Consider the following 12,539-nt stretch of genomic DNA (forward strand, 5'->3'; position numbering starts at 1 on the left):
GTCGTCGCGAAATGGCGATGTTTGTTCGCAATTTCAACGGGCGACGCGCGGCGAAGTTCCGGCTTGGACTGCGCTATTCGAGAGAATTTTGCATCGCGTGACGGGGGTCACGCGTGCAAACATAAGCGTGGCCCTAGTTGGAAAGAGCGACTTCAACAGGGGACTTGAACGATATGAAACGCACAATCAAAACGCTCGCCACCGCACTGACCGCACTCGCACTTACTATGCCCGCCCTCGCCCAGGACGATGCGTCGGCCGATGCTGATGACGGTGGGACAAGCACCGAGACAAAAAGCTTGCTCACCTATTTGGGCCTAACTGCCGCAGGCGGAAAGACCACCGTCGCAGACGGAGCAGGTGCAAGTGAAGCCTTTCTCTTGACCACTCTCTTGATGAAAGAACCGGTTGGCCTCATTCTTGATGCCCTTGCCAAAGGTGATGGAGACACCGCAAACGCAAGCAAGACAACGCCGGAGGGCCCGTTTCGCTATTTGATTGTCACCGACAAGGATAAGGTGGACTTGGCGGTACATGGCCGCGTTAAACGAGCGATCGATGCTTTAGCAGACGAGGTTGCAGACTTAGATAAAATCCCAGAAATAGCCAAATGCCGGGCCGACCACTCAATCGATAAATCGAACAAATCAAATGGTATCGAGATCTCGTCAACTGACCCAAAGGTAAAGCCGGGTTTTGCCGATTTCTTCGGAGCCTTGCTAACCGACACAGAAATCAAAGCAGCTTCGGTAAATCTTGAAACGGATCTGCTGGTTACCGCCATGCTTGCCGCCAACGCCAATAATCGCGGGAACAAAGACAAGACGCACCATGACCTGCGGGTCTGGTCTGAGGTAACGAAGCCAGACGAGGCCACACAATTCACTACAAAGCTGATTGAAAGCGAGAGAGCTATAACCCTTTTAGAGACGCTTTGCGTAAAAGGGGACAGCGCAAGTGCGAAAGCCATCACAGCTAAGCTCACGCCTCTGAAAAGTGCCATTACCCTCCTGCGCAATCCGGGAAAAGAAGGCGCGCCCAGTCTGCTCGATCAAGCAGAGCGGATTGACAGCGTCTATCGCGTTGCACCCGATGAAGAGAACAAAGAACTGCGCATCCTGCGGATTTCGAAACACCACTCTGGTGGAACGGTCGTCAACAACAATTCTATCTGGACTTCTATCGGTGTGCCCGGAGTGACGGTGCGCTCCGCTTTGGTGGTCTCTTACCGGGTGATAAAACCTGCCGGAGGCAACGTTGAGAAATTCGGGATTTGGTCCTGCGCCTTTCCCAAGAAAAACCTCGCCACTGTGGCCGCACTCGACAAGACCAAACTCGAAAATGAAGCAACCTGTATCGACCCGCTAACGCTTCAAAAACCGATTATGCCATCTGGTTGAGCGCAGCGCACCTTATGCCGCGTGCTGGTTTGAGTTCCCATTAGCAGCGGCACAAGGCGGCGCGCGTTTGGAGGGGGCGAGACGGGTGCTCGCTCCCTCAATTTGTGGTGCTAAGGGCATCGGAAGACAGAGCCGTATCCTCATGGACAAGATCAAACGGCTTTGTGTGCACAGCAACACCCTTCCCCTCACTTGCACAGTTCCTCTCGGTCCTCTTGCAGATTGAGCGTGCGCGCATTGCACTCAATAAACTCAACCATTCCGAGCGTGTGTGTGATAAAGAATGTCAAACAGGTGTCCGAAGCATTTAAGGACGCGCCTGCATGCGTCATCGTGGAACAATTCGGACTTACGTTGAACCACGGCCGTTACGCCAGCGGCTGGACTACAGCCCTGCTAGGGAAGGCGCAGCCAGACGAAGAACTGATCAATATAACCCTGTAACTGTGCCATGATCCCTATGCCAACATCGTTGCCAGCGATTGAAGCGATGGAACCGGCCGCGGTTAAAAGGCCCATCGCAAATGAGCCAAGCGCCAGCGCTAGCCGTTTGGCAGTGAATTGGCCGTTGCCGGTGTAATTGGGATGCGCCATGCGCGCAGTTAAGTCTTTGATCGAGGTCGAAAGCGTCGCCAAATGCGCGTTCAATTCCTCGCTTGTCTTGGCCTTGGCCTTTACCTCCTGGTAAATGTCCTCAAGATCGCCCGCCAGCATATCGCTCGCCTCTTGGTCGAGTTCGGGTACCGGGATCGATTGGAGGTCGCGCATGCGCTCATCGGCATTCTTGAGCGAGGTGATACAGGCATTGTGCGCACCGATCAGACGTTGGAGTGCATCCATCTGCCCTGCATGAAATTCGCGCGCGTCCATCTCGCCAACGCCGTTGCTAAAGACCTGCATCAACACATCAAGCCCGTTCCAGCTTGCATTGAGGCCCTTCTCCTCAATCTCTGCGCTATACCGGGTGAGTGATGCTTGCATGGTCTGCGAAAGGTTGCCCGTGGTCAGCGACACAACATCAAGCAGCATGACAAGCCGGCTAAAGGCTTCGGCAAGATCGGCTGGGACTTGCGGACTATCAAATTCGGCATTGGCCTCCAGCACAAGTTCATTGTCATTGGCCGGGTCGTTGGAGGGGACGATGTTGGGGCTGATCGTGTCTTTAAGGACGCCCTCGGCCCAGGACTTTGTGGGTGTGGGCGGCGACCAATCGATCCAATCGCGAATGGCCTTTTGGCGGGCCGCTGATTTCAGTCCGATGAGGCTTTTATAGACCACCTGTTTCATCAGCGGCTTTAGGTCGCATGGCTCGAGGAGAAATGGGACAATGCGCCGCTCGGCCGAAGAGGGGTCGAGGTTATAGAAATAGTTCCACTCCGCATTGCAGTGGTCGGACGCCATGTAGGCGTCAGAATACAGCGGAATGATGCGCTTGGCGTTCTTCATCGCCGCGTTCATGGCATTGACGAAGTTTTCCCCCGGGCCAAAGTCGCGGTATTGGACAAGGTGGGATTTGCCCAGCTCATCAAGAATAGATGCAACCTCGCGCGCCTGAGCCTCGTTCGCATTGGCATAGCTGATGAAATAATCGACTTTGGGGTCAGTGGTTGGGGGTTTTTTGCGTTTACGTAAAGAGTCGACGAATTCGGTGATCTCGGCGTTGACCTCGGCGGGTTCGCGGGACCACCAGTCATCGTCTTGCTCAACTATCCAGCGGTAGAATTGTTTGTCTGCTTGAGTATCGAAGTCTGCGAATGCATGGCGCATACCCTCAATGCGACCGTAGTACCATTCGCGCCAGATTTCGAAGCCAGACTTTGAGACAGATAGCCATCGCCGTGCGAGGTCCCAAGAATGGCTCCACCAGTCCGGTTCCTTGGTCCATAACGGGGTATTCAGAAGGTCAGAGGCATCTTCGAGCTGCTCGAGCTTATGGCAATCCTCGGCTAGCCGCTCCCAAGGCAAAAAGCCGGCAGTGACCTCCAGTATTGACTCTTTTGCAGCGTCTGCCGCTTCCCCTACTTTATCAATAACCTCTAGTGGATCTTCCGGGCCGAAGAGGTGGTCATCAACCGCCCAAGCAACTGCCCAAGAAGGATTGCTGTCAGCGATGTCTGTCGCTGCAACATCAGCGTCTTTGATGGCCTGCTCATTACGCAAACTTGGATACAAGGTACTCGCTGCCGAAATCACCAGCGCTCGCAAAACTGGAGAAAGACCTACGTCGTCAGCGACAGTATCCTCGACGGCTGGATGGAATTCTAATGGAAAAACCCTCAGCGCACAGCGGAGTGCCACCAATTGAGACCACTGTTGCGGCTTGTCCTTAAGCCACTTCTCCAGCTCCTCCCGCGATGTTATCTTTACCGCCATTGCGCACCTATCCCCACACCGCTGCGCAATGGCAAGCCCCAAGCGCTGATCCTTAGCAGCGCTTATCCCGACTCACCCCCGTGCTCACCCAATTACAGCCTGTTAACTGGCTCTTTGCGGGCAAGTGTCATATTCAGCTGACACACCTTGCGGAAAAGAACTTTACGGTTAACTCTCTGTAAAACCACAACTTAACCCTCGAAACAGGGGGGCTACAGAAAATATGAAGTGCCGCTCTTTTACAAAGTAAGCCATACATCGAGGCCTCTTTAGCACTCTCTGGCTGAGCGTCCTTCGGGTCGCAAATTTGAAGGCGCCTTGTGAGAAAAAGTTTTAGAGATGCGGCGCTCCTAACCCGCCGCTCCGGGCTGGTGTGTCATCGCTCGCAAGAAGGTTCGTCGCTGCACCCGGCGCCCCATTCTTGCCCTTAAAGCACGATGCATCAGCCCGGAAACCTTCCCCCCAAATGCCCCCATGCAAACACCGGTGCATGAAAACGATGCTCCCTTTTGATCGCCTGTGTTGCTCGCCCCCAATGCTGCTTCCCGATGCTACCCCCAACGCTGGCATCGGCGTATTGCTAACGCGGCGTTCACCATCTTTGCGCCGCGCGCCATTAAGGTCCTCCTGGTAGATGTGCGTAATCGGGACAGCCCCCTTAACGTCCCTCGCAACACACCCTTTTGACCGGTACGCGCACCAAGCGCGCTATGAAAAACGAACGCTTCACCTTTGGCCATAAGCCGATTTTCAAATCACCCCCCGAGGTGATCGAAGGCGCTTGCGCCAACGGCACAGCAGGTCTGAAAGAGCGCTTTAAAGAGCACAGCAGCCTTCGCGATAGGATACAAACGACACAAATCACTGAGCGTGTTAGCACTGCGGTCAATGTGGGCGCTTGTACGAACACCATCGCGGCGCCAACAGCAGCGCCCCCCAAGACCCCGGCTCCAAGCGGCGAGTTACCGTGGCTCGATGATGAACCGGATCTTCCCGCACAGCGCAATGAGAGCTTGGTCGGAAAACTCGCCGCTTTCCTGCGTAAGCCAAGTTCAAAATCGCCGTCTCGGGTGATTGCCCCTGCCCCGCCAGAGGTGAGCAATTGTGCGCCGAGCGACCCTGCGCCAAGCGAAAAGGCGCAAACATCAGGTAAGGATGGCCCAGCCACTGGCTCGATTTTTGGCCCGGTTGTTGGCCCAGCTATTGAACCGCCGTCCAGCGAGGCGCAACCAAGCCATCGCGCCGCCGTCAAACCCGCTCGCCCGCCACGCGACTGGTCGCTGACCAAACGTGTGGCAGCTTTGCTGGGTGTTGTGGCGGTGATTGGCGTGCCTGCTATGGCGGCTCCGCATAATTTTGGTCAGCTGCCCGGCGATGCGCCCACCGAAGCGGAAATGGTGGGCCTTGCCCTGCAAGAGCAATTGAAGCGCAATCCGGCCATGCCGTTTGAAAAACCGGGGCAGAGCTTTCCGGGGTCTGCGTTCTTTTTCCTGGCAGAGCCCCCTCAAGATGCGCTGATCGCTTTGCCTGACCTTGATGCTTTGGCACGCGGTATTGGCGAGTCAGGGCGCGAAGTTGGCGAGATTATCGACGCAGGCGACAGCGCCAACCCTTTCTTTGGCGCAGGCGGCACCGCGCAAACGCGCGCACAAAGCTGCCTTGCGCAAGCCATCTGGTATGAGGCGGCAAGCGAGAGCGAAGCAGGCCAGCGCGCCGTTGCGCAAGTCGTTCTCAACCGTGTGAAGCACCCCAGTTGGCCAAGCAGCGTTTGCGGTGTTGTTTATCAAGGCTCCAATCGCAGCACTGGTTGCCAGTTCACCTTCACCTGTGATGGAAGCCTCAATCGCAAAGCAGGCGGGCGCAGCTGGGCACGCGCTCAGGATATCGCAAGCGAAGCGCTTACCGGCAGCGTTTATCAGCCCATCGGCCTTGCAACACACTATCACACGCTTTGGGTGAACCCATATTGGGCCTCAAGCCTTGATCATGTGGGCACGATTGGCGCGCACCGTTTCTATCGCAATCGCGGGAGCGGCGGTCTTAAAGACGCCTTTACGCAAAGCTATGCCGGGGCAGAGCCGGGCGTGAGTGATCGGATCACCGCTTCGCCAAGCTTTGAAGCGCAAGGTTTGCCGGGCAATGCGGGTCTGGGCGCTGGCGCTGAAGGAGTGTCAGGTGCAGGTTACCTTCCAAGCTTGCCAAACGCATCGTCGGTGCAATCAGGTGGCCTGCCCGTTTCTGGGACGGGCGCTGGAACGGGAACTGGTGTTGCAGCTGGCGCTCCGCCTGCTGCGGCAGTTTCGGGCCCCGGCTCTGTGCGCGCGGGCCAAAACACGGTGGGTGCCGGTCAGGTTCGCGAAGATTACGCGCAGGCCGGACAATGGAAAAGCGATGCAGCACGCTCGGCCTTAGCCGAAGAGCAAAGACGAAGCGCACAAGAGGCCGCAGATGCGGGCGGACAGCTTCCACCACTACCGCGCTGAAACCATTGGGGTTTCGCAAGGGCACCCCTAATCAAGGTTAACGCGCTCTCAACCCTAGCTCCACACAAAGCCTTAGGCGGCCACGGTTAAACACCTAGTCACATTAGCCCCTAGCCCCTTTGGTCCCTCGCAAAAGTGCGTAACAGCGCACTGCTTGCAGACGGGCCCCCTTAAGATTGGACTTAGACACAACATGTCGATCCATTTTGCCGCAGCAAAAACTTCAAACGCCGTCCATGCCTGCTCGCCCAATGCGCGGATGTTGACTGTGCGTGCGCAGGCCAAAGTTGCCAATGACAACACCGATTTCGTCGGAAAGTCGGCCCAAAATGAGCTCGTCTTGCGCGCCGCCTTGAAACACTTTGCCACCCATGGGCTGGGCGCTGCAAAGGTTGCGCGGGCGCAAGCGGAAAAAGCCTTCTTCCAAGGCGACCGCGAGACCTATGATTGGTGGGTGGGCATCACCCGCACTCTCGACAGGCGGATGGCAGCAAGTGTTTCGGGTCAGAAATAGTCGAAAAGAACGCTCTCAAGGTCTTCTAAACGCTCGTATTTCTTAGGTATTTGGGACGCGGAAAAGAGGCTTTACAAAGGGTTAACGCCTGTTGACAATCTTGTAACCTTGGGCCAGCAGTGGACCCATGGCGACAAAGGCACATCAGGATCAATTTGCCGACACTCATCCGAAGGGTTCTGCGGCCACCCCATTCCTTCTGCGCGATACAGGCGCTGAGGAGGGAGGTACCCTTGCCTCCAATACGATTTCTCGTGTGACGAGCAACGGGGTTGAGACGTTACCGATCTGGCATCCTGATAGAGCGAGGCCAAAGCTCGATTTTCCGAAGGCTTTGAGACACTTCAGCGTCATCGTGAAAGACAAAGAGCGCACCGACGAAATCTTCGGCTACTTTGATGCCCTGCCCTGGCGCAGTGTGGGGGAAACGGCGACAGCTTTCCTGAACAGCGAAGAAGGCAAACGGATTTACCAGACCGAGCCGTTTATTCCCGATATTCTGGACGATCATGAAACCTTGAGGAAGATGCCGAAGGGCAGCTTTGCGCAGACGTATTGCGATTTTATGGTTGCAGAAAATCTCACCGCTTATGGCATCGTTGAGGAATCCGAGGTTACCCGAAAGGGGCAGGTGAGGATTGATGATGGTATCGAGTGGTACAATGATCGTCTGCGCGACGTGCACGATATCATTCATGTCCTGACCGGATACGGGCGCGACACTTTGGGTGAACAATGCCTCTTCGTTTGGCAGTCACACCAACGCCCCTGCCCCGGCCGCCTTTCGATTTCTTGGATCGCAATGCTACTTATGAAAGCGAAATTGCGGACCAAAGCCCCGATGTTTGGGGCCTATTTTCAAGCGCGGCGCAATGGGCAGATCACAAAGCGTCTTGCAGAGCAGTCCATTCGCGACTTGCTACCCCTTCCCTTGGAAGAAGCCCGCCGCAGGCTCAATATCCCTGAGCCTACCATCTACCTTGAAGCCATGGACATTTTGCGCCGTGAAGGCGTCGATCCTCATGCCCTTCTGGGTGCGGACGACACGTAAGGCAGGCCGGCACAGCCAGCCAACAAGCCCCACAGGTTAGATGTTTGAGCCGCGATCGAGCGGTTTTCAAAAGCACCTGTGTATGCCCCGTATAGGCGGTGTTAACCACTTTGTGAGCTTTTCCTCCTAGACCGATCCTCGGTAACAGCAGGATAGGGCACATTACAAAGGCAATAAATCACTTGCCAGGTCGCGATGAGGAAGAAGCGATTGATCAGATGGTTCGTAGGACCCTGGTCAACGCTTTGTATTCAAGCCCCGCGAGCCTAGTCAACGGCGCGGTCGCTACCGTCGGCGCTGCTTGTGCTGCCGCGTGGGTTTCGGGAACCCCAGAGCTTTGGTTTGCCGCTATTGCCCTTGCGGTCATTGCATGCGTTAGAATTCTTGCCTCGCTCGGGCTTTCACCCGAGGGCGAAGACAACTCAACCACTGTCCTTGAAGTCACCTACGAAATCGGCGCCTTCAGCTTTGCCTTGGCGCTGGGCCTTACCGCTGCTTACACAATTTTCGTCGATGCGCCCGCTCAGACACAAGTGTTGATGGTCGCAAATGCGCTTGGGTTCGGGATCGGTGTGTCCGCTCGCAATGCTGGACGTCCGATTATCGCGATTGGCCAACTTACGTTCTCGTGCCTGCCGATTGCCGTTTCATCGTTCGTCACAATGAAGCTCGGCTATGTGGCGCTTGGCGTGACCATCCTCCTGCTTATTCCTGCACAATCCGTCATAACCCGCCGCATCTTTAGCGAAATCCGCGACTCCATCTCCTCTGCAAATGCCAATGCGAGGCTCGCTGACAAGATGCAAAGGCTTGCACGCACGGATGTCGTAACAGGCCTTGCCAACCGCGCAGGCCTCAACCACGCCGTGGGGCAGGTCATGGATGACACAACGGCCGATCTTACGCTGGCCCTGATATGGGTTGACCTTGATCGCTTTAAGGAAGTGAATGACCTTCTTGGGCATCCGGTTGGCGATAAAGTTCTCAAAGGCGTTGCCCAAAGGCTGGTGGAAGTATCACCCCAAGGCAGCACCGTTGCCCGGTTTGGCGGCGATGAATTCATCGTCTTTTGTCCGGTCGACAATGTGAAACACGCAGAGCTTATCGCCAGCGAGATTCACTGTGAGATCATGTGCCCCATGCGCATCGAGGGTGAGCTTCTCGAAATCCGCGCATCGCTTGGTGTGGCGCTTTTGCCTGATAATGCTGAAGATGCTGACCAGTTGATGCAGCGTGCGGATTTGGCGCTCTACCACGCGAAAGTTGGGGGACGCGGTCAAACCTGTTTCTACGATCCGTCGATGAGCCGTGATCTTGTGCGCCGCCGCGAGATTGAGGCAGAGCTTCGCACCGCTATTCAACGCGACGAGCTTTCCATTTTCTTCCAGCCGATTGTTGATCTTGAGACGAGCCGGATCAAAAGCTTTGAGGCACTGGTGCGCTGGTTCCACCCGGAGAAGGGTGAGCTTAGACCGGACGAATTTATTCCCGTAGCCGAAGAGACCGGGGTTATCGTAACGCTTGGCAATTGGATCACGGTGCAGGCGGCAAAGATCGCGGCCAGTTGGCCCGATGATGTGACCGTCGCTGTAAACCTATCCCCGCTACAAATCCGCGCCCCTGGTGCGGCTTTGGGTATTAAGAATGCCCTTCGCGAAGCCGGGCTCGCGCCAGAGCGGCTTGAGCTTGAGGTGACAGAGAGCCTCTTTATCGAAGACAACCACTCGACCAGCGCCTTTATCGAAGAGCTGTCGGAGATGGGCGTGCGCTTTGCGCTGGATGACTTTGGCACAGGCTATTCGTCCTTGAGCTACATCAACACCTTCCCCTTCTCCAAGATTAAGGTTGATCGCAGCTTTGTCTCTGGCGCGCAGGCCGGACAAAAGAGCGAGGCGATCATTCAGGCGGTGGCCAAGATGGGCAATACGCTTGGCATGGATATCGTGGCAGAAGGCCTTGAGACCGCCGAGCAAGTGAGCGCTGTTCGCAAGGCGGGCTGTACCTTGGGGCAAGGCTATCACTTTAGCCGCGCTGTTCCGGATTATCTCGCCGCTATGTTGCTTGCACAAGAGCGCGACAACGACGATCTGCGCGCAACAGCGTAGTTTCCCCCTCGAAATGCTCCCAGACTATCGATAGCTACGTGCCTGCGCGTAACCTTATTGCAATTGCGAACTATTTGCGTAAATAACCGTCGTATAAGACCTTTTGCCTGTTGCAATCACCAATTCACAGGCTTAACCCGGCATAAGGACGGGAGCTTGGCGGGTTGGGACGGTCGCCTTTATTGCTTCCCTTGACAAAACATCCGTCTCCGAAAAGTTTTGGGAAGGATCACCCCCTTATATGGCCCGCAAGAAAATCGCGCTTATCGGCTCTGGTATGATCGGCGGCACGCTCGCCCACTTGGCTGCTAAAAAAGAGCTTGGCGATATCGTCCTGTTCGACATCGCTGAGGGCATGCCTCAGGGTAAAGCATTGGATTTGTCGCAATGCGGCCCGGTTGAGGGTTTTGACGCGAAGATCACTGGCTCCAACGACTATGCCGATATCGCAGGCGCAGATGTGGTGATTGTTACCGCTGGTGTTCCGCGCAAACCTGGCATGAGCCGCGATGACCTTTTGGGCATCAATCTGTCCGTCATGAAGTCCGTTGGCGAAGGCATTAAAAACAACTGCCCTGACGCATTCGTTATCTGCATCACCAACCCGCTGGACGCGATGGTTTGGGCTCTGCGCGAATTCTCCGGTCTCCCCCACAACAAAGTCGTCGGCATGGCTGGCGTTCTCGACAGCGCGCGCTTTGCGACCTTCCTTGCTTGGGAGTTTGGTTGCTCGGTCAAAGACGTCAACGCCTTCGTGCTTGGCGGCCACGGCGACACCATGGTTCCAGTGAAAAGCTACACCACTATCAACGGCATTCCGGTAGACGACTACGCGAAGATCAAAGGCGTTTCTGCCGACCGCATCGACGAAATCGTAGACCGCACCCGCAAAGGCGGCGGCGAGATCGTTGGCCTTCTCGGCAATGGTTCAGCTTACTACGCCCCGGCCACCAGCGCGATTGCGATGGCCGAAGCTTATATCGGCGACCAAAAACGCATCCTGCCATGCGCAAGCTTTGTGACAGGCAAATACGGCCTCGACGGGCTTTACGTTGGCGTGCCCACAGTGATCGGCGCAGGCGGCACCGAGGAAGTGGTCGAGATCGAGCTTAGCGACGAAGAGAAAGCCAACCTCAAGGTCTCAACCGACGCAGTCGAAGAGCTGCTTGAGGCGTGCAAGGGTTTGGATAGCTCGCTTGCCTAACCCCAGCCACTATCGTCACCCCGGCGCAGGCCGGGGTCCAGTTGCGAGCGTTGGACTGGATTCCGGCCTTCGCCGGAACGACGCTTGAGGACGGTAAGAAATGGAAAAGGGCGGCCTTGTCTACATCATGGCAAGCCGCAAAAACGGGACGATTTACATTGGTGTGACCTCAGATTTGCCCAAGCGGGCATGGGAACACCGGGAGGCAAGGATTGAAGGCTTCACGAAGAAATATGGCTGCAAGATGCTGGTCTGGTTTGAGCCACATGCCACTATCGAAGCGGCCATCACTCGCGAGAGGCAAATGAAGGAATGGAAGCGTAGCTGGAAGTTGCGCGTGATCGAAGAGAAGAACCCCAATTGGGACGATTTGTTCGAGAGTTTGTTTTGAGTTTCCCGTCACCCCGGCGCCCAGAGATTTTGGGACCGGGGTCCAGTTTGGCTCGGACGGCACTTTGTTTCACTGGATACCGGCCTTCGCCGGTATGACGGATGAGGTTTGATTATGAGTATTCTGATTAATAAAGACACGCGTGTAATCACCCAAGGGATGACCGGCAACACCGGCACCTTCCACACCCAGCAGGCGCTTGATTACGGCACCCAAATGGTGGCTGGCGTTACGCCGGGTAAAGGCGGGACCGAACATATCGGCGTGCCGCAATTCAACACCGTGCGCGAAGCCAAGGCGGCGACGGGTGCGACCGCGAGCTGCATCTACGTCCCCCCACCCTTCGCAGCAGACGCGATTTGCGAGGCGATTGAGGCGGAAGTTGAGCTAATCATCTGCATCACCGAAGGCATTCCTGTGCTCGACATGGTGCGCGCGAAAGCTGCACTCAACGGCTCCAAATCGCGCCTTATCGGCCCGAACTGCCCCGGCGTTCTCACCCCTGATGAGTGCAAAATCGGCATTATGCCGGGCTCCATCTTTAAAAAGGGCAGCGTCGGCGTCGTCTCGCGCTCAGGCACGCTCACTTATGAAGCCGTGCACCAAACGACCGCTGTTGGCCTTGGCCAGACCACGGCTGTTGGCATTGGCGGTGACCCTGTGAACGGCACCAACTTTATCGACGTGCTCGACCTTTATCTCGACGATCCAGAGACCAAGTCGATGATCATGATCGGCGAAATCGGCGGGTCTGCTGAAGAAGAAGCGGCGGAATTCTTGAAGCAAGAAGCTGCCAAGGGCCGCTCCAAGCCTACCGTTGGCTTTATCGCAGGCCGCACGGCGCCTCCGGGTCGCCGTATGGGTCACGCAGGCGCGATTGTGTCGGGCGGTAAAGGCGGCGCAGACGACAAGATTGCCGCGATGGAAGATGCCGGCATCCGCGTATCGCCATCACCATCAGAGCTCGGCACCACGCTCGACGCGATGCTGAAAGAAATGGCCTGATACTTCGGGCGCT

General features: G+C 56.2%; 9 protein-coding genes. 8 read left to right on the forward strand and 1 reads right to left on the reverse strand.

The annotated features are described in order from the left end of the window. The first annotated feature begins 173 nt into the window (after window positions 1–173). The gene (locus AC0V61_RS00390; RefSeq protein ID WP_486155271.1) at window positions 174–1,400 is read left to right on the forward strand and encodes a hypothetical protein; all 1,227 of its coding nucleotides are present in this window, start codon (window positions 174–176) and stop codon (window positions 1,398–1,400) included. A 396-nt stretch (window positions 1,401–1,796) separates the two neighbouring features. Here the strand turns inward: AC0V61_RS00390 and AC0V61_RS00395 are convergent, their stop codons facing one another. Then, window positions 1,797–3,560 (reverse strand): TIR domain-containing protein, encoded by a 1,764-nt coding sequence (locus AC0V61_RS00395; protein ID WP_486155272.1) that lies wholly within the window; start codon window positions 3,558–3,560, stop codon window positions 1,797–1,799. Window positions 3,561–4,483: 923 nt separating this feature from the next. Between AC0V61_RS00395 and AC0V61_RS00400 the strand changes: the two genes are divergently transcribed. From AC0V61_RS00400 to sucD, 7 genes are all read left to right on the forward strand, one after another. Further along, window positions 4,484–6,256 (forward strand): cell wall hydrolase, encoded by a 1,773-nt coding sequence (locus AC0V61_RS00400; RefSeq protein WP_486155273.1) that lies wholly within the window; start codon window positions 4,484–4,486, stop codon window positions 6,254–6,256. Window positions 6,257–6,449: 193 nt separating this feature from the next. Then, the gene (locus AC0V61_RS00405; RefSeq protein WP_486155274.1) at window positions 6,450–6,770 is read left to right on the forward strand and encodes a hypothetical protein; all 321 of its coding nucleotides are present in this window, start codon (window positions 6,450–6,452) and stop codon (window positions 6,768–6,770) included. Between the two features lie 127 nt (window positions 6,771–6,897). Next, the gene (locus AC0V61_RS00410; RefSeq protein WP_486155275.1) at window positions 6,898–7,821 is read left to right on the forward strand and encodes a Coq4 family protein; all 924 of its coding nucleotides are present in this window, start codon (window positions 6,898–6,900) and stop codon (window positions 7,819–7,821) included. A 182-nt stretch (window positions 7,822–8,003) separates the two neighbouring features. Then, window positions 8,004–9,926, forward strand: a complete 1,923-nt coding sequence (locus AC0V61_RS00415) for a putative bifunctional diguanylate cyclase/phosphodiesterase (RefSeq protein ID WP_486155276.1) — start codon at window positions 8,004–8,006, stop codon at window positions 9,924–9,926. Window positions 9,927–10,167: 241 nt separating this feature from the next. After that, entirely contained in the window at window positions 10,168–11,130 is a 963-nt protein-coding gene (mdh, locus tag AC0V61_RS00420) for a malate dehydrogenase (protein ID WP_486155277.1), read from the forward strand. Window positions 11,131–11,230: 100 nt separating this feature from the next. Beyond that, entirely contained in the window at window positions 11,231–11,521 is a 291-nt protein-coding gene (locus AC0V61_RS00425; protein WP_486155278.1) for a GIY-YIG nuclease family protein, read from the forward strand. A gap of 114 nt (window positions 11,522–11,635) precedes the next feature. Next, complete coding sequence (sucD, locus tag AC0V61_RS00430) at window positions 11,636–12,526, forward strand: succinate--CoA ligase subunit alpha (RefSeq protein ID WP_486155280.1); 891 nt, start codon at window positions 11,636–11,638, stop codon at window positions 12,524–12,526. Window positions 12,527–12,539 lie beyond the last annotated feature (13 nt).

Source organism: Erythrobacter sp. JB1-4 (assembly GCF_057365025.1).